The 23,329-nt window shown below is 69.5% G+C and carries 23 protein-coding genes and 2 tRNA genes; 11 read left to right on the forward strand and 14 right to left on the reverse strand.

The window, feature by feature from the left end:
- Positions 1–27: 27 nt before the first annotated feature.
- The 6 genes from OG446_RS18355 (at position 28) to pknB (ending at position 8,128) form a co-directional block, all read left to right on the forward strand.
- A complete protein-coding gene (locus OG446_RS18355) occupies positions 28–915 on the forward strand; it encodes a DUF3662 and FHA domain-containing protein (protein ID WP_328895077.1) in 888 nt (295 codons plus the stop codon).
- A gap of 10 nt (positions 916–925) precedes the next feature.
- Positions 926–1,441, forward strand: coding sequence for an FHA domain-containing protein FhaB/FipA (locus OG446_RS18360; protein ID WP_148019768.1), 516 nt, complete (start codon positions 926–928; stop codon positions 1,439–1,441).
- A 129-nt stretch (positions 1,442–1,570) separates the two neighbouring features.
- A complete protein-coding gene (locus OG446_RS18365; RefSeq protein ID WP_328895078.1) occupies positions 1,571–3,064 on the forward strand; it encodes a Stp1/IreP family PP2C-type Ser/Thr phosphatase in 1,494 nt (497 codons plus the stop codon).
- Positions 3,065–3,087: 23 nt separating this feature from the next.
- Positions 3,088–4,500: an FtsW/RodA/SpoVE family cell cycle protein gene (locus OG446_RS18370; protein WP_328895079.1), complete on the forward strand. Its 1,413-nt coding sequence runs from the start codon at positions 3,088–3,090 to the stop codon at positions 4,498–4,500.
- Complete coding sequence (locus OG446_RS18375; protein ID WP_328895080.1) at positions 4,497–5,960, forward strand: peptidoglycan D,D-transpeptidase FtsI family protein; 1,464 nt, start codon at positions 4,497–4,499, stop codon at positions 5,958–5,960. The genes OG446_RS18370 and OG446_RS18375 overlap by 4 nt, the downstream gene beginning before the upstream one ends.
- Positions 5,961–6,127: 167 nt before the next feature.
- Positions 6,128–8,128, forward strand: coding sequence for a Stk1 family PASTA domain-containing Ser/Thr kinase (pknB, locus tag OG446_RS18380; protein WP_328895081.1), 2,001 nt, complete (start codon positions 6,128–6,130; stop codon positions 8,126–8,128).
- Positions 8,129–8,207: 79 nt separating this feature from the next.
- Here the strand turns inward: pknB and OG446_RS18385 are convergent, their stop codons facing one another.
- The 6 genes from OG446_RS18385 to OG446_RS18410 are packed head-to-tail and all read right to left on the reverse strand — an operon-like array spanning position 8,208 to position 12,713.
- Entirely contained in the window at positions 8,208–8,936 is a 729-nt protein-coding gene (locus tag OG446_RS18385; protein ID WP_328895082.1) for a class E sortase, read from the reverse strand.
- A 32-nt stretch (positions 8,937–8,968) separates the two neighbouring features.
- A complete protein-coding gene (locus OG446_RS18390; protein ID WP_328895083.1) occupies positions 8,969–10,333 on the reverse strand; it encodes a class E sortase in 1,365 nt (454 codons plus the stop codon).
- Complete coding sequence (locus tag OG446_RS18395) at positions 10,330–10,968, reverse strand: aminodeoxychorismate/anthranilate synthase component II (RefSeq protein ID WP_328895084.1); 639 nt, start codon at positions 10,966–10,968, stop codon at positions 10,330–10,332. Before OG446_RS18395 ends, OG446_RS18390 begins: the two co-directional genes overlap by 4 nt.
- Positions 10,965–11,153: a hypothetical protein gene (locus tag OG446_RS18400; protein ID WP_328895085.1), complete on the reverse strand. Its 189-nt coding sequence runs from the start codon at positions 11,151–11,153 to the stop codon at positions 10,965–10,967. The genes OG446_RS18395 and OG446_RS18400 overlap by 4 nt, the downstream gene beginning before the upstream one ends.
- 56 nt (positions 11,154–11,209) lie before the next feature.
- A complete protein-coding gene (locus OG446_RS18405) occupies positions 11,210–11,920 on the reverse strand; it encodes a class E sortase (protein WP_328895086.1) in 711 nt (236 codons plus the stop codon).
- Positions 11,921–11,945: 25 nt separating this feature from the next.
- Entirely contained in the window at positions 11,946–12,713 is a 768-nt protein-coding gene (locus OG446_RS18410) for a DUF881 domain-containing protein (protein ID WP_328895087.1), read from the reverse strand.
- Between the two features lie 141 nt (positions 12,714–12,854).
- Here OG446_RS18410 and crgA point away from each other — a divergent pair, with 141 nt between their 5' ends.
- The gene (crgA, locus tag OG446_RS18415) at positions 12,855–13,109 is read left to right on the forward strand and encodes a cell division protein CrgA (protein WP_136326732.1); all 255 of its coding nucleotides are present in this window, start codon (positions 12,855–12,857) and stop codon (positions 13,107–13,109) included.
- 328 nt (positions 13,110–13,437) lie between these two features.
- Here the strand turns inward: crgA and OG446_RS18420 are convergent, their stop codons facing one another.
- Positions 13,438–14,337, reverse strand: coding sequence for a rhomboid family intramembrane serine protease (locus OG446_RS18420; protein ID WP_328898336.1), 900 nt, complete (start codon positions 14,335–14,337; stop codon positions 13,438–13,440).
- A gap of 151 nt (positions 14,338–14,488) precedes the next feature.
- Positions 14,489–15,016 (reverse strand): peptidylprolyl isomerase, encoded by a 528-nt coding sequence (locus OG446_RS18425; protein WP_328895088.1) that lies wholly within the window; start codon positions 15,014–15,016, stop codon positions 14,489–14,491.
- Between the two features lie 362 nt (positions 15,017–15,378).
- On the opposite strand from OG446_RS18425, the gene OG446_RS18430 reads away from it, so the two are divergent.
- Positions 15,379–16,098, forward strand: coding sequence for a DUF5324 family protein (locus OG446_RS18430; protein ID WP_328895089.1), 720 nt, complete (start codon positions 15,379–15,381; stop codon positions 16,096–16,098).
- A gap of 70 nt (positions 16,099–16,168) precedes the next feature.
- On the opposite strand, the gene OG446_RS18435 is transcribed toward OG446_RS18430, so the two are convergent.
- A tRNA-Ala gene (locus OG446_RS18435) sits at positions 16,169–16,241 on the reverse strand.
- A 170-nt stretch (positions 16,242–16,411) separates the two neighbouring features.
- Here OG446_RS18435 and OG446_RS18440 point away from each other — a divergent pair.
- Both OG446_RS18440 and OG446_RS18445 read left to right on the forward strand, forming a co-directional pair.
- On the forward strand, positions 16,412–16,960 hold the full coding sequence (locus OG446_RS18440; RefSeq protein ID WP_219571613.1) for a helix-turn-helix domain-containing protein: 549 nt from the start codon (positions 16,412–16,414) through the stop codon (positions 16,958–16,960).
- Between the two features lie 109 nt (positions 16,961–17,069).
- A complete protein-coding gene (locus OG446_RS18445) occupies positions 17,070–18,428 on the forward strand; it encodes a serine/threonine protein kinase (protein WP_328895090.1) in 1,359 nt (452 codons plus the stop codon).
- Between the two features lie 13 nt (positions 18,429–18,441).
- Here the strand turns inward: OG446_RS18445 and OG446_RS18450 are convergent, their stop codons facing one another.
- The 3 genes from OG446_RS18450 to OG446_RS18460 form a co-directional block, all read right to left on the reverse strand.
- Entirely contained in the window at positions 18,442–19,782 is a 1,341-nt protein-coding gene (locus OG446_RS18450) for a hypothetical protein (protein WP_328895091.1), read from the reverse strand.
- Positions 19,782–21,719, reverse strand: coding sequence for a vWA domain-containing protein (locus tag OG446_RS18455; protein WP_328895092.1), 1,938 nt, complete (start codon positions 21,717–21,719; stop codon positions 19,782–19,784). Before OG446_RS18455 ends, OG446_RS18450 begins: the two co-directional genes overlap by 1 nt.
- Positions 21,720–21,869: 150 nt before the next feature.
- Positions 21,870–22,004 carry a DLW-39 family protein gene (locus OG446_RS18460; protein ID WP_003958712.1) on the reverse strand — a complete coding sequence of 45 codons (135 nt, stop codon included), beginning with the start codon at positions 22,002–22,004 and terminating at the stop codon, positions 21,870–21,872.
- 317 nt (positions 22,005–22,321) lie between these two features.
- On the opposite strand from OG446_RS18460, the gene OG446_RS18465 reads away from it, so the two are divergent.
- Positions 22,322–22,696, forward strand: a complete 375-nt coding sequence (locus OG446_RS18465; protein ID WP_328895093.1) for a DUF6344 domain-containing protein — start codon at positions 22,322–22,324, stop codon at positions 22,694–22,696.
- A gap of 214 nt (positions 22,697–22,910) precedes the next feature.
- Here the strand turns inward: OG446_RS18465 and OG446_RS18470 are convergent, their stop codons facing one another.
- On the reverse strand, positions 22,911–23,111 hold the full coding sequence (locus OG446_RS18470) for a superinfection immunity protein (RefSeq protein WP_328895094.1): 201 nt from the start codon (positions 23,109–23,111) through the stop codon (positions 22,911–22,913).
- Between the two features lie 121 nt (positions 23,112–23,232).
- A tRNA-Ile gene (locus OG446_RS18475) sits at positions 23,233–23,306 on the reverse strand.
- Positions 23,307–23,329: the final 23 nt, after the last annotated feature.

Consider the following 23,329-nt stretch of genomic DNA (forward strand, 5'->3'; position numbering starts at 1 on the left):
GGACGACGACACCGGAGGAGGTGCCCCATGGGAGTCATGAAGCGTTTCGAGCAGCGTCTCGAAGGTCTGGTCAACGGCACCTTCGCCAAGGTCTTCAAGTCCGAGGTCCAGCCGGTCGAGATCGCCGGCGCCCTCCAGCGGGAATGCGACAACAACGCCACCATCTGGAACCGCGAGCGGACCGTCGTCCCCAACGACTTCATCGTCGAACTCAGCGCCCCCGACTACGAGCGTCTCAGCCCGTACTCCGGCCAGCTGGGCGACGAGCTCTCCGGGCTGGTCAGGGACTACGCCAAGCAGCAGCGGTACACCTTCATGGGCCCCATCAAGGTCCACCTGGAGAAGGCGGACGACCTCGACACCGGTCTCTACCGGGTACGCAGCCGCACCTTGGCGTCGAGTTCGTCACAGCAGGAGCAGCCCGGCCAGCAGGCGTTCCCGAACCACCCCGGGCAGCAGGCCGCACCGCCCGCCCGCCCCGGCCCCGGGCGTCCCCAGACACCCGGCGGTTACGGCTACCCGCCCACCTCCGCACCGCCCATGCCCGCGGCCCCGCCGCCGGGCGCCAGGCACGGCGGAGCACCGGGTCCCGACCGGCGCCCGCCGGCCACCCCCAGCCCCCTGCCGAACACGCAGGTGCGACGCTGGATCGAGATCAACGGCACCCGCCATCAGATCTCCCGTCCGACGCTGGTGATGGGCCGCAGCACCGACGCCGACGTACGGATCGACGACCCCGGCGTATCCCGCCGGCACTGTGAGATTCGGACCGGAACGCCCTCGACGATCCAGGATCTCGGGTCTACCAACGGCATCGTGGTAGACGGGCAGCACACAACCCGCGCTACGCTCCGCGACGGCTCGCGGATCGTCGTGGGCAGCACCACCATCGTTTACCGGCAAGCCGAAGGGTGAAGCGGGGGCAATGTCAGAGCTGACCCTTACGGTCATGCGGCTAGGATTCCTGGCTGTTCTGTGGCTGTTCGTGATCGTGGCCGTCCAGGTCATTCGAAGTGACCTGTTCGGAACGCGCGTCACGCAGCGCGGCTCACGCCGCACTGCTACCGACGCGCGGCCTCCACAGGCACGCCAGACCGCTGCGGCACCGCCGCAGCAACGCCAGCAGCCCGGCCGCCAGCGCCGGGGGGCACCGACCAAGCTGGTCGTGTCCGAAGGGACGCTCACCGGCACCACGGTGGCGCTCCAGGGCCAGACCATCACGCTGGGCCGGGCCCATGATTCAACGATCGTGCTGGACGACGACTACGCGTCCAGCAGGCATGCCAGGATCTACCCCGACCGTGACGGCCAGTGGATCGTCGAGGATCTCGGGTCCACCAACGGCACGTATCTGGACCGGACCCGTCTCACCACCCCGACGCCTGTTCCGCTGGGCGCGCCGATCCGGATCGGCAAGACCGTCATCGAGCTGCGGAAGTAGTACGACAATGAGCGAGCGGAGCGAGCGAGCCGCGGCGGCCCGGGCAACGGACCCGGCCAGGCTCCCGACCGGAGGGTGGGCAGTGTGGCTCGAGACCGGCTGTACCCCGAGCCGACGGGCGAGGTGCGCATGAGTCTTTCCCTGCGCTTCGCCGCCGGATCGCACAAGGGCATGATCCGGGAGGGCAACGAGGACTCCGGCTATGCCGGACCCCGTCTGCTCGCCATCGCCGACGGCATGGGCGGCCAGGCAGCCGGTGAGGTCGCCAGCTCCGAGGTGATCTCCACACTCGTCCAGCTCGACGACGACGTCCCGGGCTCCGACATCCTCACTTCGCTGGGTACGGCGGTCCAGCGGGCCAACGACCAGCTGCGCATGATGGTCGAGGAGGACCCCCAGCTGGAGGGCATGGGCACCACGCTCACCGCACTCCTGTGGACGGGTCAGCGCCTCGGTCTCGTCCACGTCGGCGACTCGCGCGCCTACCTGCTGCGGGACGGCGTCCTGACACAGATCACGCAGGACCACACCTGGGTCCAGCGGCTGGTCGACGAGGGCCGGATCACCGAGGAGGAGGCCACCACCCACCCGCAGCGCTCCCTGTTGATGCGCGCGCTGGGCAGTGGTGACCACGTCGAACCCGATCTCTCCATCCGTGAGGTCCGGGCCGGCGACCGCTACCTGATCTGCTCCGACGGGCTCTCCGGCGTCGTCTCCCACCAGACGATGGAGGAGACACTCGCCAGCTACCAGGGCCCGCAGGAGACCATCCAGGACCTCATCCAGCTCGCTCTGCGCGGTGGCGGTCCGGACAACATCACCTGCATCGTCGCCGACGTCTTCGACGTCGACAGCAACGACACCCTGGCCGGGCAGCTCAACGACACCCCGGTCATCGTCGGAGCCGTCGCGGAGAACCAGGCCGCCCAGCTGAACGACGGCGGCGCCATGCAGACCCCCGCCGGACGCGCGGCCGGCCTCGGCCGCCCCGTCCCGCCGCCCGCGGGCGGCTTCGGCCCTCCCGGCAGCGGTGACGACGTCGGCTACGACGGCCTGCCGGACGGGGCCTTCGGCTCCTACTCCGACGACGACTTCGTGAAGTCCGGCGGCCGCAAGTGGCTCAAGCGGTCCCTGTACATCGTGCTCGCCCTGGCGGTCATCGGCGGCGGTGCGTACGGCGGCTACCGCTGGACCCAGACCCAGTACTTCGTCGGCGCGAAGAACGACAACGTCGCGCTGTACCGGGGCATCAGCCAGGACCTGGCGTGGGTCTCGCTCTCGAAGGTCGAGACGGACCACCCCGAGATCGAACTCAAGTACCTCCCGCCCTACCAGCGCAAGCAGGTCGAGGCGACCATCGCCGAGGGCAGCCTGGCCGACGCCCGCGAGAAGATCACCGAGCTCGCCACGCAGGCGACCGCCTGCAAGAAGGACGCACAGCGCCGCGCAGCCGAGAAGAACGCCCCCAGCGACGAGGGCCAGGCCGCCGGCACGGACAAGGACGCCACCAAGACGTCCGCGACGTCCGACGCCAAGACCAAGCAGACTTCAGCGACTCCCACTCCCGGTCCCAGCCTCTCGGAGGAAGAGAAGAAGCTGGTCCCGCAGTGCGGTAAGCAGTAAAGCCGTAGGGGGCCTTCAGCACCATGAGCGTTGTCACCAACACGACCACGATCGGCGCGATCGACGCACCGAGCCGGCGCAACACCGAACTGATGATGATGGTCTTCGCCATCGCCATCTCGGTGTTCGCCTACGCCAACGTGGGCCTCGCGATCGACGGCTCGCTGCCTTCCGGCATGATCGGATACAGCCTCGGCCTGATCCTGCTCGGCGGCGTGGCCCACCTCGTGGTGCGCAAGTTCGCCCCGTACGCGGACCCGCTGCTGCTGCCGCTGGCCACACTGCTCAACGGGCTGGGCCTGGTGCTGATCTGGCGGCTCGACCAGTCGGAACGACTGATCCAACGGGCCGAGAACCTCTTCGGGACGTACACCCCGGATGCTCCGAAGCAGCTGATGTACTCGGCGATCGGCGTAGCGCTGATGGTCGGCGTGCTGGTGATCCTCAAGGACCACCGCATCCTGCAGCGGTACACCTACATCTCCATGGTCGCGGCGCTGATCCTGCTGATCATGCCGATGTTCTTCCCCGCGGTGAACGGCGCGAAGATCTGGGTCAGCCTGGGTCCCTTCTCCATCCAGCCCGGCGAGTTCGCGAAGATCATCATCGCGGTCTTCTTCTCCGGCTACCTCATGGTGAAACGTGATGCCCTGGCCCTGGCCAGCCGTCGTTTCATGGGCATGTATCTGCCCCGTGGACGAGACCTCGGCCCGATCCTCGTCATCTGGGCGCTGTCGATCCTGATCCTCGTCTTCGAGACCGACCTCGGCACGTCCCTGCTGTTCTTCGGCCTCTTCGTGATCATGTTGTACGTCGCTACGGAGCGGACCAGCTGGATCGTCTTCGGCCTGCTGATGTCCGCCGTCGGTGCCGTGGGGGTCTCCACTTTCGAGTCCCATGTCCAGCAGCGAGTGGATGCCTGGATGGACCCGTTCGCCTGCTACGCGACGGACGGCGCTTGCGAGCAGATCGGCAACGCCATCATGTCCTTCGGGTCCGGTGGCACCCTGGGTACTGGCTGGGGCCAGGGCCACTCCGACCTGATCGGCTTCGCCGCCAACGCCGACTTCATCCTCTCCACCGTCGGTGAGGAACTCGGTCTCGCCGGAATGATGGCCGTCCTGCTGATCTACGGCCTCATCGTCGAGCGCGGCGTCCGCACAGCCCTTGCCGCGCGTGACCCCTTCGGCAAGCTCCTCGCGATCGGCCTCTCCGGCGCCTTCGCGATCCAGGTCTTCGTCGTCGCCGGCGGCGTCATGGGCCTCATCCCGCTGACCGGCATGACGATGCCCTTCCTCGCCGCCGGTGGTTCGTCCGTGATCGCCAACTGGGCGCTGATCGGAATCCTGATCCGGATCAGCGACACGGCCCGTCGGCCGGCACCCACCCCCGCTCCGTCCTCCGACGCCGAGATGACCCAGGTGGTCCGCCCGTGAACAAGCCCCTGCGCCGGATCGCGATCTTCTGCGGCGTCCTCATCTTCGCCCTGCTCGCACGGACGAACTACCTCCAGTACGTGAAGGCCGACGAGCTCAACACCCGCGACGAGAACCGCCGCGTCCGCATCGAGCGGTACGCACACGAGCGCGGCAACATCATCGTCGACGGTGGCGCCGAGATCACCGGGTCCGCCGAGACCAAGGACAGCGACTTCAAGTACAAGCGGGTCTGGAAGAACGGGCCCATGTGGGCGCCCGTCACCGGTTACTCCTCACAGGCCTTCGGCGCCACGCAGCTCGAGAGCATCGAGGACGGCATCCTCACCGGCAACGACGACCAGCTCTTCTTCGACAACACGATGTCGATGTTCACCGGCGACGAGAAGCAGGGCGGCAACGTCGTCACCACGCTCAACAGCGCCGCCCAGAAGGCCGCGTTCGAGGGCCTCGGCAACAAGAAGGGCGCCGTCGCCGCGCTCGACCCGCAGACCGGCGCCATCCTGGCGCTCGCCAGCACCCCGTCGTACGACCCTTCGACCTTCGCGGGCAACTCCGACAAGGACTCCGAGGCCTGGCAGAAGCTCCAGAAGGACAAGGACAAGCCGATGCTCAACCGGGCATTGCGCGAGACCTACCCGCCCGGCTCGACCTTCAAGGTCGTCACCGCGGCAGCCGCTCTGGAGAACGGGCTCTACACCGACATCGACGCGGACACGAAGTCGCCGCTGCCCTGGCGTCTGCCGCTGACCACCGGGCAGCCCCTGCCCAACGAAGGCAACATCCCGTGCGAGAACGCCTCGCTCCGCGAAGCGCTGCGGATGTCCTGCAACACCGTCTTCGGCAAGATCAGCGACGACCTCGGTAACCAGAAGATGATCGACCAGGCCGACAAGTTCGGCTTCAACAAGGAGATCTTCACTCCGGTCCGCTCCGCCGCGAGCATCTACCCGAAGGACAACCGTCCGCAGAACGCCATGGCCGGCATCGGCCAGGCGTCCAACCGTGCCACCCCGCTCCAGATGGCCATGGTGGTCGCGGCGGTCGCCAACGACGGCAAGCTGATGCAGCCGTACATGGTGGCCAAGCGGCAGTCGCCCAGCCTGGACGACATCTACACCCACGAGACCGAGCAGCTCAGCCAGCCGATTTCGGGTGAGAACGCACAGAAGCTCCAGCAGATGATGGAGACGGTCGTCAACACCGGCACGGGCACGAACGCCAAGATCGACGGCGTCACGGTGGGCGGCAAGACGGGTACCGCTCAGCACGGTCTCAAGAACAGCGAGAACCCGTACGCCTGGTTCATCTCCTACGCAAAGACGGACGACGGCTCGCCCGTGGCCGTCGCCGTGGTCGTCGAGGACAGCAACGCCAACCGCGACGACATCTCCGGTGGCGGACTGGCCGCACCCATCGCGAAGGACGTCATGAAGGCCGTCATCGACAGCAAGAAGTGACACCGCTCACAACCGGCCCCGAATCCACGCCCGCGGATACCGGTCGGATATCAGGTATTGCCTGCGGGCCGATCAGCTAGTGCGCGGCCGGTAGCGTATGCGCGAACAGCACACCGCCGGACCGCACACCGGTGCGGTCAGGACTGACGGAGAGGGCTGGAACAGTTATGGAAGAGCCGCGTCGCCTCGGCGGCCGGTACGAGCTGGGCTCGGTGCTCGGCCGTGGTGGCATGGCCGAGGTCTACCTCGCTCACGACACCCGGCTCGGCCGCACCGTAGCTGTGAAGACGCTCCGGGCGGACCTCGCCCGCGACCCGTCCTTCCAGGCCCGGTTCCGCCGTGAGGCCCAGTCCGCCGCCTCGCTCAACCACCCGGCGATCGTCGCGGTATACGACACCGGTGAGGACTACGTCGACGGGGTCTCGATCCCGTACATCGTCATGGAGTACGTCGACGGGTCGACGCTCAGGGAACTGCTCCACTCCGGCCGCAGACTGCTGCCCGAGCGCACCCTTGAGATGACCGTCGGGATCCTTCAGGCGCTGGAGTACTCGCACCGCGCCCAGATCGTGCACCGCGACATCAAGCCGGCGAACGTCATGCTGACGCGCACCGGCCAGGTCAAGGTCATGGACTTCGGCATCGCCCGCGCCATGGGCGACTCCGGCATGACGATGACCCAGACCGCGGCCGTCATCGGCACCGCCCAGTACCTCTCCCCGGAGCAGGCCAAGGGCGAGCAGGTGGACGCGCGCTCCGACCTGTACTCCACCGGCTGCCTGCTCTACGAGCTGCTGGCCGTCAGGCCGCCCTTCGTCGGGGACTCGCCCGTCGCGGTGGCCTACCAGCACGTACGGGAAGAGCCTCAGCCGCCCAGCAACTTCGACCCCGAGATCACGCCCGAGATGGACGCGATCGTGCTGAAGGCCCTCACCAAGGACCCCGACTACCGCTACCAGTCGGCGGACGAGATGCGCGCCGACATCGAGGCCTGCCTCGACGGTCAGCCGGTCGCGGCAACCGCGGCGATGGGCGCGGCCGGGTACGGCGGCTACGGCGGTTACGACAACGACCAGCCGACCACCGCCCTGCGGGCCGCGGACCAGAACGGCGCTCCGACGTCGATGCTGCCGCCGGTCAACCCGGACGACGGCGGCTACGGCTACGACGACCGCCCCGACCGCCGCCGGCAGAAGAAGGGCAACACCTCGACGATCCTGCTGATCGTCGCGGGCATCCTGGTGCTGATCGGCGCGATCCTCATCGGCAAGTCCGTCTTCGGCGGCGACGGGGACAGCGGCGACGGCACGTTCGGTGCGCCGAACATGGTCGGCTCGACGATCCAGGAAGCGAAGCTGCTCGCCGACAACACCAACACCATCCTCAAGCAGGGCCCGAAGGAGGAGTGCGAGCAGCAGCCCGCGGGCAAGATCTGCCGGCAGACGCCCGAGAAGGGCGCGCAGGTCGAGGAGAACGACACCATCACGGTCTTCGTCTCCAGCGGTGCGCCGAAGGTCGAGGTGCCGGACGTCACGGAGAAGTCCCAGGAGAGCGCCCGCAAGCAGCTTGAGGAAAAGGGCTTCACGGTCACGGTCAACTCCGTCGAGTCCTCCGATGCCGACCCGGGCACGGTCCTGGACCAGACGCCGAAGGGCAACTCGAAGGCTGAGAAGAACTCCGAGGTGAAGCTCACGGTCGCCACGGAGAAGCTGATCGCGGTGCCTCCGGTGACCGGCCGTTCGTGGGATCAAGCGGTGGCCCAGCTCACCCAGCTCGGCTTCACCAACATCGGCAAGTCCGAGGTCGACAACGAGAAGCCCGCGGGCGAGGTCGTCGAGCAGAACCCGGCGGCCGACGAGAAGGTGGGCAAGAACACCTCGATCATCCTCAAGGTGTCCAAGGGCCCGACGCAGCCTGCGACGGTCGCTGTTCCGCAGGTCTTGGGCAAGCCGGTGTCCCAGGCCAAGGCGGAACTGGCCCAGGCCGGCTTCACCAACATCCAGTTCGCGGAGGGCAGCTCGGGTGACGACAACGCCTTCGTGACCGGCAGCGACCCGCAGCCGGGCACCCAGGCCGACCCTGCCGCCACCACCATCACGCTCACGACGATGGGCGGCGGGGGCGGCGGGAACGGGAACGGTCTCCTGGGCGGCGGGAACGGCCGGTAGAACGCACCACGGTTCAGAAGCACAGGGCCCCGGTCACCTCAACGGTGACCGGGGCCCTGTGTCTGTCGTCGCCTCCCGATCAGAGCAGCTCCGCCGGCTTCGTACGGTCGTGGTCGACCCTCTCCGTACGCACCAGCTCGCCCCACACGATGTAGCGGTACTTCGACGTGTAGACGGGGGTGCACGTCGTCAGCGTGATGTAGCGGCCGGCCTTCTTGGCGCCCGAGCCCTTCGGCACGGCCTGGAGGACGTCGACGTTGTACTTCGACGTCTCGGGGAGCTCCTTGAAGACCTTGTAGACGTACCAGGTGTCCTTGGTCTCGAAGACGATCGCGTCCCCGGTCCGCACCTTGTCGATGTTGTGGAACTTCGCCCCGTGCCCGTCGCGGTGGGCGGCCAGGGTGAAGTTGCCCTCCTTGTCGGACGGGAGCGCCGACTTCACCGGATCGGTGTAGTAGCCGGCGATGCCGTCGTTGAGGGTCTCGGTGTCGGTGCCCTTCTTGACGAGCACCTCGCCGTTCTTCATCGACGGGACGTGCAGGAAGCCGATGCCGTCCCTGGTGTCCAGCGCGCCCGGGCCGTCGGCCCAGCGGTCGCGGACGGTGTGGCCCTGCTTGGTGGCCTCGCGGTCGGCCAGGACGTTCGTCCACCACAGCGAGTAGACGACGAAGAGGCCGAGCACCAGGCCCGCGGTGATCAGCAGTTCGCCGAAGACGCTGACGGCGGTCGCGACGGGGTGACGGCCCCTGAGCCGCACCGGGGGCGCGGCCTCGTCGGTCTGCTCTTCGTCCTCGGTCCTCGCTGCCACCGCACCGTCCCTGTCGTGATGTCTCGGCCCGCTCAGTCCAGGAGCGCGTCGGGCTTCCCCTCGCTGCGCGGCCGTTCGTCGACCATCTTGCCCCAGACGATCAAACGGTACGTACTCGTGAATTCGGGCGTACAGGTCGTCAGGGTGATGTAGCGGCCGGGCTTCTTGAACCCCGACTGCGGCGGCACCGCGTCGATGACCGACACGTTGGACGGCGAGGTCTGGGGAAGGACGCTCGTCATCTCGTACGTGTAGTAGGCGTCCTGCGTCTCGACCACGATCGGGTCGCCGGGCTTCAGCCGGTTGACGTAGCGGAAGGGCTCGCCGTGGGTGTTGCGATGGCCGGCCAGGGCGAAGTTGCCCTGCTTGTCCGAGGGCATCGCCGTGCGCAGTGGTTCCTCGCCGTAGTGCCCGACCATGCCGCGGTCGAGGACCTTCTCCTTGCTGATGCCTTCGGCGATCGGCGTGACCACGTCGAGTTTCGGAATGTGGATGATGGCGAAGCCCTCACCCGGTGCGAAGACGCCGGGGCTGCGTTTGCCCTTGGCCCAGTCGTCCTGGATCTTGTGCGTCTCCTTGCCGGCTATCTGGTCGGCGCGCACGTTCGTCCACCACAGCTGGTACGTGACGAAGAGCAGCATCAGGACGCCCAGCGAGATGAACAGCTCGCCGACCACCCGGCTGACCACGACCGCGGGGCTGTCCTTCGCCGCCTTGGCCGCCCGCCGTGCCTCGACGCGCGACATCGGTTTCGGGGGCGTGGCATCCGGGCCGCCCGCCGCCGCGGTCTCCGGCTGCCCGTCGCCGCGCCTGCGCCCGCGCCCCTTCGCCGCCCGGCGCCGCTCGGCCCGTCCACCGGTGGCCGGAGCGGAGGCGTCCGGTCCGTCGGCTTCCCCGGGGCCGCCGTCCCCGGGGCCGGCATCGCGACCGAGGTCCGGCTGAGGACGGATCGTCGTCACCGGCAGGACCGCGGTCGCCGCCTGGTCGGCGACGACTACGCGCCGGGGTTCCGCCTTCCGCAGCGCCACGGTCTCCTCGTGGCGGGGCAGCGGCTCGGCAGGGGCGACGGGTGCCCCGGCCACGGGCGACCCGGTCACGGGCGGGGCCTGCGCGGGCTCCTGGCGGCCGTACCAGTCCCGTTCGTATCCCTCGGGGTCGTACCACTCGCTCGGAGGGTCCTGGGCCGTCTGTGGCCCGTGTGACACCTGCGGGGGCGTCGCCCCGTCCGCGACCGCCTGCCCGGCGGGGGTGTTCTCCGCCCGGAACCACGGCGACGCGTGCCGCCCCGGCAGCGGGTCGTTCAACGGGTCCGCCAGGTGATCCACCGCCGCCTCGAAACCGCCCGGTTCGTACGGGCCGTCCTGTCCGGCGTCGGATCCATGGCGGGGTGGCGTCACGCGACGGCCTTGCCCACCACCGGCGCGAGTCCCGCCGACCTCTCGACGGCTCCGGCGTCACCGCACCGCGCCAGCCAGTTCGCCAGCATCAGATGGCCGTGCTCGGTGAGCACCGACTCCGGATGGAACTGCACCCCTTCGACCGCCAACTCCCGGTGGCGCAGCCCCATGATGATGCCGTCGGCCGTCCGCGCGGTGACCTCCAGCTCCTCGGGGACCGTGTCCGGTTCGGCGGCGAGCGAGTGGTAGCGGGTCGCGGTGAAGGGCGAGGGCAGACCGGCGAAGACGCCCCTGCCCGCGTGGATCACCGGGGACGTCTTGCCGTGCAGCAGCTCCGGGGCGCGGCCCACCACGCCGCCGTACGCCACCGCCATCGACTGCATGCCCAGGCAGACGCCGAAGACCGGGACACCGGTCGCCGCGCAGTGCCGCACCATGTCGACGCAGACGCCCGCGTGCTCGGGGGTGCCGGGGCCCGGCGAGAGCAGGACGCCGTCGAAGCCGTCCTGGGCGTGGGCCGTGGTCACCTCGTCGTTGCGGAGCACCTCGCACTCGGCACCCAGCTGGTAGAGGTACTGGACGAGGTTGAAGACGAAGCTGTCGTAGTTGTCGACGACGAGGATGCGGGCGCTCATCGGCCGGCCCCCATCGCGTTCGTGCCGTCGCCGTCCACCGTCACGTCGCCGAACGGAAGCAGTGGCTCCGCCCAGGGGAAGACGTACTGGAACAGGACGTAGACGACCGCCAGGGCGAGCACGAGCGAAATGAACCCACGCACCCACGCGTTGCCCGGCAGATGCCGCCAGATCCAGCCGTACATGCTGACCCCTCCATTCGGTACGGGACCAGACTAAAGGGCCGGGGCATCGCCGTGGGTCAGCTGTGGAAAGCCGCGGGCTTCCCGTCGGTGACGGGCTGGGTCGCGTCCAGGTGCGCCCAGGCGATCAGGCGGTGACTGCTGCCCCACTCGGGCTCGCAGGTGGTCAGCGTCAGATAGCGGCCGGGTCCGTCGAAGCCGGATTTGCGGGGGACCGGGTCGATGACACCGACATCGCTCGGCACGGTCCGGTAGGGCTTCCTGTCGATGCGGTACGTGAACCACGTCGTCCCGTCCGTCACGATCACCGCGTCACCGGGGCGCAGCTTCGGGAAGTCCTTGAAGGGGTCGCCGTAGGTGCGCCGGTGCCCGGCCACCGCGAAGTTGCCGGTCGCGCCCGCCGCCGCGGTGCCCCGGTAGTGCCCCAGCCCCTTCTGCAGGGTCCTGACCTTCGTGTTCTCCAGGACGGGCCACTCCCAGTCCTTACCGAAGCGGGGTATGTAGAGCATCGCGAACGGCTTCCCGTCGCGGTACGCCTTCGGGGCCGGCGCCGGGGCCGACGGCTTCGGGGTCTCCTCAGTGGCCTGCGGGGCGGGTGCGGTCACCGCCCCGTGCGCCCACTGGTTCTGCAGGTCGTCGATCTGTCCCTCGGTCGCGCCCGCCGCCTTCACCCCGGTCCAGAACAGGACGTAGACCACGAAGAGGATGATCAGGGCGCCGACGGTGATGCACAGCTCGCTGAACGTCCTGACGATCAGTCGCACCGACACCGGTCGGCCTCCCCGCAGCTGCTCGCTACTTCACCGGCTCCGCATAGTGGAGATCCACTGTGCCCGAGTAGCCGGGAAGAGTCACCGCCTCGCGCTCGTCGACTTTCCAGCCGAGCCCGTACGCCTTCACGTACAGCAGGTAGTTCTGGATCGCCGGGGAGGCGTCGAGCGCCTGCTCCAGCTTTCCGGGGTCACCGACCGCGGTGATCTTGTACGGCGGCGAGTAGACCCGGCCCTGGAGGATCAGGGTGTTGCCGACGCAGCGCACCGCACTGGTGGAGATCAGCCGCTGGTCCATGACCTGGATGCCACGGGCGCCGCCCTGCCACAGGGCGTTGACGACGGCCTGGAGGTCCTGCTGGTGGATGACCAGGTCATTGGGTTGCGGATCGGGGTAGCCGGGGCTCGCCGTGGCGTTCTGCGGGGCGTCGTTCAGCGTGACGGAGACGGCTCGGCCGGAGAGCTTCGCGGTGCCGGCGGCCCGCTCCAGCGCCTTGAGCCTGGCGTCCTCCGCCTCGGTACTGCCGCCGTCTCGCTCGGCGAGGGTGTCGATGTCGTCGCGCACGGAGGCCACGGACTCGTTCAGGACGGCGTTCTTCTCACTGCGTTGCTGAATGAGATCGGAGAGTTTCAGCAGCGAGGAGTCCGTACGGATATTGGTGCCCTTGGCGGTATTGGCGCTGGTGACGAAGATGAGGCCGGCCAGGGCGAAAACGGCAGCCGTGAGCACTTTGGCCGGATGCCGGAAGGTGCGCCGGACCGGGCCTGGGGGAGAGTCGGCAGAATTGCTCAACGTACCCTTATCTCCTTCGGCGCCACGGAAGCACTACGCTAACGGACGCCCGGGGGAGGCAGCATTCCCCCTCGCGCCCAGCCCCGGCGTCAGCCACAGTTCCCTGCGCGGTCACGCAGCGCATCGACAGGAGAGTTCCTCGTGCCGAAGTCACGTATCCGCAAGAAGGCCGACTTCACGCCCCCTCCGGCGAAGCAGGCAACCAACATAAAGCTGACCAATCGCAGTTGGGTCGCGCCGGTGATGCTGGCGCTGTTCCTGATCGGACTGGCCTGGATCGTCGTTTTCTACGTGACCGACGGCGACCTGCCGATCGACTCGCTGGGGAACTGGAACATCGTCGTCGGCTTCGGCTTCATCGCCGGCGGCTTCGGCGTCTCGACCCAGTGGAAGTAGCTCCACAGACCGCGTAGCACCACAGCGGACCCTGGTCCCGCAACCCTTGCCCTGAGTTACCCACAGCGTTATCCACAGGCGGGGGAAAAGGTCAGACGATCTGTGGATAACTCCTCGGCCGTTGACGCCGGTGTGACTGCAGCCACCCCTCGACGCAGGTGGCACGCCCCTTGTCCTGGCTGGAAAAACCCAGCTCAGCGGCAAGGGGCACAGTTATGCCCGCATCATGCACAAGATCAGCTACACACTGTGGACAACTTCGATCACAAATGGTCCATATCGGGCTGACAGCTTGCGCGGCAGACCAGTTCATGGCGTCGCCGCCCGCCTATGTCAGCGCCGCCGTTCTCGCCACCACGATCAGGACCACCGCGGCCAGCACCGCGGCACAGGTGCCGAACTGCACGAGGTTCCGCCGCTCCCGTGGCGCGTGCACCATGCCGATCCCGATCAGTACGCCCGCGATCAGTCCGCCCACATGCGCCTGCCAGGCGATTCCGCCCCAGGGGTTGAAGGTGATGACCAGGTTGAGCGCGAGGATCATGAACACCGGGCGCATGTCGTAGTTCAGCCGGCGCATCAGGACGACCGTGGCTCCCAGCAGGCCGAAGATGGCGCCCGAGGCGCCCAGCGAGGGCTGGTTCTGCGGAGCGAGCCAATAGGTCAGGGCGCCGCCCGCCAGGCCGGAGACCAGATAGAGCGCGAGATAGCGGGCGCGTCCGAGCGCTGCCTCCAGCGGTCCGCCGAGCCACCACAGCCCCAGCATGTTGAAGGCGAAGTGCCACACCGCCTCGTGCAGGAACATCGATGTGACCAGCCGGTACCACTGGCCCTCGGCGACACCCTCGACCGGGCCGCCCAGGTAGTACGGAGCCTGGCCCAGCAGCGCCAGGTCATTGGTCAGCGCGTCGTCGGCCAGCACGGCGAGGAACACCGCGGCGTTGATCCCCAGCAGGATCTTGGTGATCAGCCGGGGGTCGGCCGCGACCGCACCGCCGGCGATCGTCCGCGGCCGGGCGGCGGCCGGGTGGTGTCCCGTACCCGACCCCTGGCGCACGCAGTCCGGGCACTGGAAGCCGACCGAGGCACTGACCATGCAGTCCGGGCAGATGGGCCGGTCGCAGCGGGTGCAGCGGATCGCCGTCTCACGGCCGGGGTGGCGATAACAGCTGACCGGACCACCGGCGGGCGGGGTCGGGCCCTGGCCGCCCGGTGGCTGCTGGTCCATCGGTCCCATGCGCGGTCCCCTCGGTCCTCGTCGTGGCGACAGCGCACACGGCACCGCCCTGCGCGTCCGCCCTCACATCAAGTACGGACGGACAGGGCGGTTGGTTCCCGGCAGGAGGACCGGAGAGTGACCGGACGGTGACGTCGGGCGATCAGCGCTTCTCGACCACGACCGACTCGATGACCACGTCCTGCACCGGGCGGTCGGTGCGCGCGTTCGTCGCCGTGGCCGCGATGGCGTCCACCACCTTCTGGCTCGCCGGGTCCACCACCTCACCGAAGATGGTGTGCTTGCCCGTCAGCCAGGCGGTCGGCGACACGGTCACGAAGAACTGCGAGCCGTTGGTGCCCGGGCCGGCGTTGGCCATCGCCAGCAGGTACGGCTTGGTGAAGGCCAGGTCGGGGTGGAACTCGTCGCCGAACTCGTACCCCGGGCCGCCGGTCCCGTTGCCCAGCGGGTCGCCGCCCTGGATCATGAAGCCGCTGATGACCCGGTGGAAGACGGTGCCGTCGTACAGCCGGTCCTTGGACTTGGCTCCCGTCGCCGGGTGGGTCCACTCACGCTCACCGGTGGCGAGCTCGACGAAGTTCTTGACCGTCTTGGGCGCGTGGTTCGGCAGAAGCCGGATCTCGATGTCGCCGTGATTGGTCTTCAAGGTGGCGTAAAGCTGCTCGGCCACGGTCTGCCTTCCGTAAGTCTGATCTGACGTCAGCCGATCCTCGCACGGACCACCCCGCCCGGCGCCCGGCCCGGCCGCGCCGCACCCGGCCCGCCCACCGTCGCGCCCCCTCGCGGCCTCACTCCCGGCCGGCAGCCGTGCGACAACAAATGCGGCCAAGTGCGTGACGAACCAGCGCGTGACGGACCGAACCGTGGCATTGTCATCGACAGGCTCCCCTTGCACCTGCTTGCCCCAGGGCATCCCTGATGACCTGAATGACCCGGATGCCAGCTCCGCGTGCCGCACAGGTCCCCTGCAGGCATGATCTCGAACTGGGTGGATAGGCGGAGTACCTACCCGCCACCAAGGAGGAGGATCCCGTGACCCGCATCGACAGCGTGCGCGCCGCAACCGACTCGGCGAGGGACAGCGTGCAGCACGCCGCGGTAGTGGTGGCGCCCTACGCCGACTCGGCCAAGGAGCAGGCCGTTCACTACGCGCACGAGGCACGCACACTGCTCGCGCCGAAGGTGTCGAAGGCAGCTCAGCAGGCCCGTGTCCAGTACGACGCGCACCTCGCACCACGTCTCGAACTCGCCCTCGCACACGTACCCCCCAAGGTCGACGACGCGGCGCAGCGCGCGGCGCTGCGCACCCGCCAGGCCGCCCGGAGCGCCGCGGACTACACCGTTCCGCGCGTCGAGCACGCCATCGCCGCCGCCCAGCCCGTGGCCTCCGAGGCCACGGCCCGCAGCGCGGCCGCATTGGCCGCTCTGCGCGGACAGGTCACGCCGAAGGAGATCAGGAAGCTGGCCCGGAAGCACGAACGGCGGGCCGCCTGCGGCCGCGCGTTCAAGGGCCTGGCCGTGGCCGGCCTCCTGGCGGGCGCCGCCTACGCCGCCTGGCGCTGGTGGGACAAGCAGGCCAACCCCGACTGGCTGGTCGAGCCCCCCGCCCCCACCGAGGTCGACGACCGCGCCCCGCTGACCTCGGTCGACGGCAGCGATCCGGCGGTCCTGGACCCCGAGGTCCGGGCCAAGCAGGCCGAAGCCGAGGCAGAGGGCACCCTGGACGGCCAGGACCCGGACGAGCGCCCCTGACCGAGAGCCGAACAGAGCGAAAAAGTCCCCCTTGAACTGCGTTTCCGCAGTTCAAGGGGGACTTTGTGTGTGGAGCCTAGGAGATTCGAACTCCTGACATCTGCCTTGCAAAGGCAGCGCTCTACCAACTGAGCTAAGGCCCCGGACAGCAGGCAGCACCCGACGCTACGCGCCGTGGGCCACCGCCGCAGACCAGAGTACCGGGTGACCCCCTGAAACCTCCAAAAAGATAGGGACTCCCGGTGGGCAACCACTCTCCGTAAGATGCACGTCGAGGTTCGCAGCAGCGAAGCCGCAGCGAAGGGGAGACGCCATGGATGCAGCGCAGCAAGAGGCAACGGCCAGAGCCAGGGATCTTCAGCGCAGCTGGTACGGGGAGCCGCTGGGTGCGCTCTTCCGACGGCTGATAGATGACCTCGGCCTGAACCAGGCCCGGCTCGCCGCGGTGCTCGGACTGTCCGCCCCCATGCTCTCCCAGCTCATGAGCGGTCAGCGGGCGAAGATCGGCAACCCCGCGGTCGTCCAGCGCGTCCAGGCGCTCCAGGAACTGGCCAGTCAGGTGGCGGACGGCAGCGTGAGCGCGGGAGAGGCGACCGACCGCATGGAAGAGATCAAGAAGTCCCAGGGAGGTTCCGTGCTCACCGGCACCGGCCAGACCACGACGACCGGCGGCGCCCCCACCGTGCGCCGCGTGGTCCGCGAGATCCAGTCGCTGCTGCGGTCCGTCGCGGCGGCCGGTGAGATCATCGATGCCGCCGACTCCCTCGCCCCGGCCCACCCGGAACTGGCAGAGTTCCTCCGGGTGTACGGCGCAGGGCGCACCGCGGACGCGGTGGCGCACTACGAGGGCCACCAGAGCTAGACGGCCGGCCGGGACCGGGCACCCGCCCGGCAACCGGAGCATCCGGGTCCGGGCGCGGTAACAAGGACACGCACGGGCCGACACAGGAACGGGGAGCGGGCGCAGCGCAATGGGTGAGGTCTTCGCTGGTCGGTACGAACTGATCGATCCGATCGGACGTGGTGGGGTCGGTGCTGTCTGGCGTGCCTGGGATCACCGGCGCCGCCGTTACGTGGCGGCCAAGGTCCTCCAGCAGAGCGACGCGCACACGCTGCTGCGCTTCGTCCGCGAGCAGGCGCTGCGGATCGAGCACCCGCATGTGCTCGCTCCGGCGAGCTGGGCGGCCGACGACGACAAGGTCCTGTTCACCATGGACCTGGTCAGCGGCGGTTCGCTGGCCCATGTCATCGGTGACTACGGCCCGTTGCCCCCGAGATTCGTCTGCACGCTGCTCGACCAGTTGCTGTCGGGTCTTTCGACGGTGCACGCCGAGGGGGTCGTGCACCGGGACATCAAGCCCGCCAACATCCTGATGGAGGCCACCGGCACCGGACGACCGCATCTGCGGCTGTCCGACTTCGGGATCTCCATGCGCAAGGGCGAGCCCCGCCTCACCGAGACGAACTACGTCGTGGGGACGCCGGGTTACTTCGCACCCGAGCAGATGATGGGCGCCGAGCCCGACTTCCCCGCTGACCTCTTCGCGGTCGGTCTCGTCGCCCTGTATCTGCTCCAGGGCCAGAAGCCCGACTCCCAGGCGCTCGTGGAGCACTTCGCCTCGTACGGGACGCCCAGCGCGCCGCAGGGCATCCCCGAGCCGCTGTGGCAGGTCCTCGCGGGGCTGCTGCAGCCGGACCCGCAGGCCCGGTTCCGTACCGCCACGGGCGCGCGCAAGGCCCTGGCGGCCGCCGTCGAGATGCTCCCCGAGCCGGGCACCGACGACGAGCCGGTGGAGGTCTTCGACCAGATCGGCCCGCTGCCCGCCGGATTCGGCCCGGCAGGTCCCGTAACGGACCAGCAGGCCCCGCAGCCCGGACAGGCGACGGCAGGACAGCAGGCCCCGCAACCCGGACCGCCGGCGGCAGGACAGCAGGCCACGGGACAGCAGCCGTACGCACCGGCCCCGGCCGCCATGTCGGAGACGGGCAGCTTCCACCTCCCGCCGCCTCCGCAGCCCACCGCCTCCACGCCCCAGGCCGCGCACCCCCTCGCCCCGCACCCGGCGACCCACACGACGGCCCCCTTCCCCGCCGCCGTACCGGATCCCTCGCAGGCCCCCACCTCCGCGGTGCAGCACGAACAGCCGCTCACCCGCGCCTACACCGCCCAGCACCCGCAGGCTCCGGCGGCGCACCGCACGCCCGCCCCGGTGCCCGCCTCGCACGCGCCGAGAACGCGTCCGGGACCGCCCCCGAAGGTGGCGGTCCCGGTCCTGCTGGTGGCGCTGATCTGCTTCGCCGTCGGCATCTGGGCGCTGACCCAGGCCTGAGCGGACCGCGGGGCTACCAGGCCTGCGGCGGCCCTCCGTACGGCGGCTGACCGCCGGCGGGGGTGGCGGCGGCCGCGCGGCGCCGCGCGAGCAAGGTCCACACGCCCAGCGCGAGAACCAGCACGGCGCCCGCACCGATGCCGGCCGCGCCGACGAGCTTCATGGTGTCGCTCTCGCTCTTGGCCGCCTGCGGACCGCTCTTTCCGCTCTTGGCCAGGTCCTTGTCCTTGTCCGTGACCGCGAAGATCCCGGCGTCGCCCGCGTACGGAGACCCTTCCGCCTTGCCCTCGACCTTGACGGACAGCGTCAGCGGGAACGGCTTGGCGCCGTAGGCCTCGGCGACCTTCGGGCTCAGCGTGACGGACAGGTAGTACCAGCCCGCGAACCGCATGGCGCTGACACTGCTGCTCGCGTCGAACCTGTTCGAGTACGCGACCGGAGGCACCGGGTCCAGGGAGACGGAGGCCGGCTTGCCCGAGTAGGCCATGGGCGACACGTTGTCGACATGTCCCAGGGCCGGGTTGTCGAGGGCCATCGCGAGCGCCCCGCTGATGTACTCGTCGGACGCGGGGCTGTTGCCGAGACCGGCCGTGGCGAAGATCTGCTGCCCCCAGTCCACCGGCACCCGGTAGAAGCGGGTCTGCCCCGGCGTGATCTCGTCCTTCCACTCACCCGTCTCCAGGCTCGTGGCGTCGTAATAACTGGCCCCGCCCTGCCTGCGGTTGTCGGATGCCGGGGTGGGCGGCGCGGGCGAGGCGGACGGCCAGTCCTCCGGCGCCTGAGTGGGCATCGCGGCGTCATCGGCGAGTGCCGGCTCCGTCGCGTACCGCAGCTCCAGCTCCCAGTCCTCCGGCCCCGAGGTGGCCTTGCTCTCCCGCTCGACGAGGACGTTGTACGTACCGGGGCCCTGACAGGTGCTGCTGTCCTTCTCCACCACCCGGTAGGCGTACGCGGCGATCGGACGCGGGTACTCCGCGGACTCGAACCGGGCGTCCTCGGAGCTGCACCGCAGATCGGACGAGTCCCTGACGCTCACGGTGATGCCGTCCCCGTAGGCGACCTTCCCGCCGCTCTTCGGTACGGCGACGGCCGAGACGTACGCGTTCGTCGTCGCGTCCAGGTTCAGCCGGTAGTACAGCTTCTCGCCGGCCTTGATCGAACTCCTGTAGACGGAACCCGCCTTGAGTGCCTTCGCATCGGTGCTCACCACCGCGCCCGCCACCGCCTCGGCACCCGGGTCGAAGGTGTACGCAGCGGTCTCACCGTCCGCCCACGCCGGTCCCGGGAGCGCCGCCACCGCGCACATCGCCGCGACCGCGGCCAGCGTCACCCGGCCCCTGCTGCGCTGCCTCATCACGCGCTTCCCCTCGTCGTCCGTGCGGCTGCTCCGCGGCGGCTGCGTACATATACGAACACGGCGACCAGCGCGGCCATGACGGCAGCCCCGGCAGCAGCCGCGATGCCGGTCCATCCTGCCCCTCCCGCACCACTGCTGTCTGCGGACGCGATCGAATCGCCCGGCTTGTCCTCATCCCGTGCAGCTTCCCTCTTGGCCACAGGGGCTCCGTGCTCCGGGCCTGCCCGTTCGTCGCCGAGTACCGACACCCGCAGCACCAGGCCGATGTGCGGGTTCTCGGCGATCTCGGCTGCCTCGGCGCCCAGCGTCACCGAGACGTAGAACCCGCCCCCGGCGTGCACCGGCCACACATCGGTCCGGTCCTCGTAGCGGTTGGTCCAGGCGACCGGCACCCCGCCCATCTCCACCGCGGCAGGGCGGCCGTTGTACATCGCGCTCGGGTGGAACTCACCGCCGTCGGTGAGCGGGTGGCGGGCAGGCGTGTACAGCTGGGTCGCGCCGTACGAGTACGTGGCCGTGGAGCCTTCCACCGTGGGCTCGTTGGCGAACTCCACCTCGTAGCGCACCTGTTGGCCCCAGCCCGCCGGCACCCTGTACCAGAGCGTCTGGGACGGCAGGATCCGGTCGCGCCACACGCCCTCACCGACCGTCTCGGCGTCGTTGAACCCGGTGCCGCCGCGTACGTCACGGGGATCACCCGCCGGCAGGGCGGCCTCCTTGCCGCCCCGGCCGTACTCCGTCTGCGACTGGGCGGGCGTCATGCCCTTCGCCGGCGGTGGCTCGACCCCGTACACGAGCTCAAGGGGCCAACGCGCGGCGTCGGAGCCCTTCTTGCTCTCGCGCTCCACCACCAGCCGGTAGCGGCCGGCCCGGTCGCAGGTGCGGGTGCCCGCCTCCGAACGGATCCGGGCGACCGCCGAAGTCAGCGGTACCGCCCCCTCCTTCTGCAGGAAGCGCGCGGTGTGCGTCCCGCAGGAGCCGTGCTCGTCGTACTCGATCCTGGTGCTCAGCGCGTCGAAGGTGTCCACGGCCGCCCCGGGCTGCGGCACGGCCGTCGCCGCGAAGTCCGCCGTGGACACGGCGTCCAGGTCCACCGCGTAGTACCGCTTCTCGCCGGGCCCGATGGTGTCCAGGTACTGCCCGGGTACGAGCACGGGCGCCCCGCCCGCGGTGGCCGCGCCCGTCACCCGCTCGCCCCTCAGCCGGTAGCCGTCGGCGGAGAGCCGGGAGGCGCGCTGGAGCTGACGGGCCAGCGCCTCGGCGTCCGGTGCGTCGTAGTAGCGGCCGTTGCCCGCGTTCGCGATGCACTCCAGCTGCTCGCGGGCCGCGCCCTTCACCTGGAAGCCGACGGTGTCGATGCGCAGCCCGACACTCTGCTTGCCGAGCTGCTGGGCGACCTCGCACGGCGGCGGCGTACCGCAGTTGTCCTCACCGTCGGAGATCAGCAGGACCGTGCGCGTACCGATGGATCCGCCCGCAGGCTGCGGCAGGTCCTGCGCCGCCTTCCGGAGCGACAGGCCGATGGGAGTGTCCCCCCGCGGCCGTACCGCCGCCACGGCCCGCTTCATCGCGGCCCGGTCGAGGGGGCGCACCGGGCGTACGAGCCGGGTGTCCGTGCAGCCCCGCGGCCGGTCGGCGCCGTACACGCGCAGACCCGTCGGATAGCCGTCGGGGAGGCCGTCCACGACCGTGCCGACGGCCGTCCGGGCGCTCTCCATCCTGGTACGCCCCGTACCGTCGTCGTCCGCCATGGAGCCGGACGAGTCGAGCACCATGACCAGGCTGCCGCTCCCGTCGGACCGGGCCGCGGCCGGGGTGTCAGGGGCGGCAGGCGGGTCCGCCAGGGCCGGCAGCGCGCCTGCCACCAGGGCGAACAGCACCCCGCCGATCAATGTCCCCACTCGTGCGGTGCGGTGGTGAGTGCGTGCGTTCACCCGTTCCCCCTCGGCCCGAACCCCGGTTTCTTTGCTCAAGCAAGCTATTGATTTGCTTAAGGGAACTCAAGGGCACAGGTGTCACGGTCCCGCAACAGCACGAAGCCCCGGCCGCATCTGCGACCGGGGCCCGCGACAGGCTGTTCTGTCTCACACACCCGAACCTGCGGGCACGGAGTCAGTCGCCTCCGTCCACAGATCCTGCTCGGCGCGATCCGCCTGGATCTGGCGGTACACGAGGAGCCCGCCGATGGCGGCCAGTGCGACCAGGAGAAGCTTCTTCACCGCGCGACCTCGTCTTTCCTTGGCATTGGGGAGTTCTGCTGCCCGACTATACACATCGGCCGATATCGACCGGTGACCTCCCCGCAACCCAACTGGCGCCTACGGAAGAGCGATCATCGCCGGCCTGTGCATCGACAGCCCGGGCGCCGGCGGCACCCGCACTCGACGCCTGGACACCTCATATCCGCCCCGGTTGCACCATACGAGTGGTGTTCATCTGAAGAACGGCATATCGGTGGCGTCGCTCCACGGAATCGGGAGCCGGATCCACATCATCAGAAAGGTAAGCAAACCGGACCACCTGAAAGTGAGGGGCCATGAGCACCTTCAAGGCCAAGAGCATCTGGACCGCCTTCATCACCGCGTTCTTCGCACTCCTCGCGTCGCTGGGCCTCGCAAGCTCCACCGCGGCAGCCACGGAAGCCACGGTCACGGAGCCGGCGACCACGAGCCACGAGCACAGGGCCCAGGGCGTCGCAACTCCGACCGCCCCGTCGGTGCGATGGACCCTCCCGCGTGACCGGGCACTGCCGCCCACGATGAAGCAGCGCATCCGCGCCGAGGCCCACGGCTCCTCGCCCGCCACCCGGACGCTCGCCCCCGACACCCTGGACACCGCCCGCGCCACGCACGGCACCCGCACCGCCCTCGGCAACGCCCAAGCCCAGGACGGCGTCCCCCTGCCACCCTGAGCGCACCGCGCCTGACCACGCGAGGCCCCTGGACCGGGATCCCCGGCAGGGGCCTTCTTCATGCCCGCGGGGCGCCCTGCGGGCACGGTGCCACACCGCGGGGTGCCCTGCAGGGCTGTCACGCCACGGGGTGTGCCCTGCGGGGCCGGCGCCACGCCACGGCGCGCCCTGCGGGGCACGTGCCACGCCACGGCGCGCCCTGCCGGGCCGGGTGTCACGCCGCGGACGGGACCTCGGGCTTACGCAGGGCCAGCACGAGGGCCACCACCCAGCCCAGGAACGTCGCACCGAAGATGACGTTGATGGCCAGAACCAGCCACCGGTTGTCCGTCCGCCGGTTGAAGGCGATCAGCGACGGAAGCAGACAGACCGCCAAGCCCGCCAGGGCGAGCAGCCCGGTCACCACGGATTCCATACGCCCCCCACCTTGATCAATGAGGCGCACACCGTACCCGGCGGAGCCCCAGGGCCGTACGCATGCAGAAGGCCGGTAGATCCTGAGATCTACCGGCCTTCTGATCTGGCACTTACCGCTGTGGGGCTAACAGGATTTGAACCTGTGGCCTCATCCTTATCAGGGATGCGCTCTAACCAACTGAGCTATAGCCCCGCCGCGCTTTTGTGTCGCGCTGA

The sequence above is a fragment of the Streptomyces sp. NBC_00236 genome (assembly GCF_036195045.1).
GTDB lineage: Bacteria > Actinomycetota > Actinomycetes > Streptomycetales > Streptomycetaceae > Streptomyces.

Excerpts from the sequence above, each read along its gene's own strand:
- OG446_RS18370 (WP_328895079.1), top strand. The coding sequence starts at position 3,088 with ATGAGCGTTGTCACCAACACGACCACGATCGGCGCGATCGACGCACCG.
- OG446_RS18420 (WP_328898336.1), bottom strand. The coding sequence starts at position 14,337 with ATGGACCAGCAGCCACCGGGCGGCCAGGGCCCGACCCCGCCCGCCGGT.
- OG446_RS18450 (WP_328895091.1), bottom strand. The coding sequence starts at position 19,782 with ATGAGGCAGCGCAGCAGGGGCCGGGTGACGCTGGCCGCGGTCGCGGCG.
- pknB (WP_328895081.1), top strand. The coding sequence starts at position 6,128 with ATGGAAGAGCCGCGTCGCCTCGGCGGCCGGTACGAGCTGGGCTCGGTG.
- OG446_RS18470 (WP_328895094.1), bottom strand. The coding sequence starts at position 23,111 with ATGGAATCCGTGGTGACCGGGCTGCTCGCCCTGGCGGGCTTGGCGGTC.
- OG446_RS18355 (WP_328895077.1), top strand. The coding sequence starts at position 28 with ATGGGAGTCATGAAGCGTTTCGAGCAGCGTCTCGAAGGTCTGGTCAAC.
- OG446_RS18395 (WP_328895084.1), bottom strand. The coding sequence starts at position 10,968 with ATGAGCGCCCGCATCCTCGTCGTCGACAACTACGACAGCTTCGTCTTC.
- OG446_RS18365 (WP_328895078.1), top strand. The coding sequence starts at position 1,571 with ATGAGTCTTTCCCTGCGCTTCGCCGCCGGATCGCACAAGGGCATGATC.
- OG446_RS18445 (WP_328895090.1), top strand. The coding sequence starts at position 17,070 with ATGGGTGAGGTCTTCGCTGGTCGGTACGAACTGATCGATCCGATCGGA.
- OG446_RS18360 (WP_148019768.1), top strand. The coding sequence starts at position 926 with ATGTCAGAGCTGACCCTTACGGTCATGCGGCTAGGATTCCTGGCTGTT.
- OG446_RS18440 (WP_219571613.1), top strand. The coding sequence starts at position 16,412 with ATGGATGCAGCGCAGCAAGAGGCAACGGCCAGAGCCAGGGATCTTCAG.
- OG446_RS18465 (WP_328895093.1), top strand. The coding sequence starts at position 22,322 with ATGAGCACCTTCAAGGCCAAGAGCATCTGGACCGCCTTCATCACCGCG.
- OG446_RS18400 (WP_328895085.1), bottom strand. The coding sequence starts at position 11,153 with ATGTACGGCTGGATCTGGCGGCATCTGCCGGGCAACGCGTGGGTGCGT.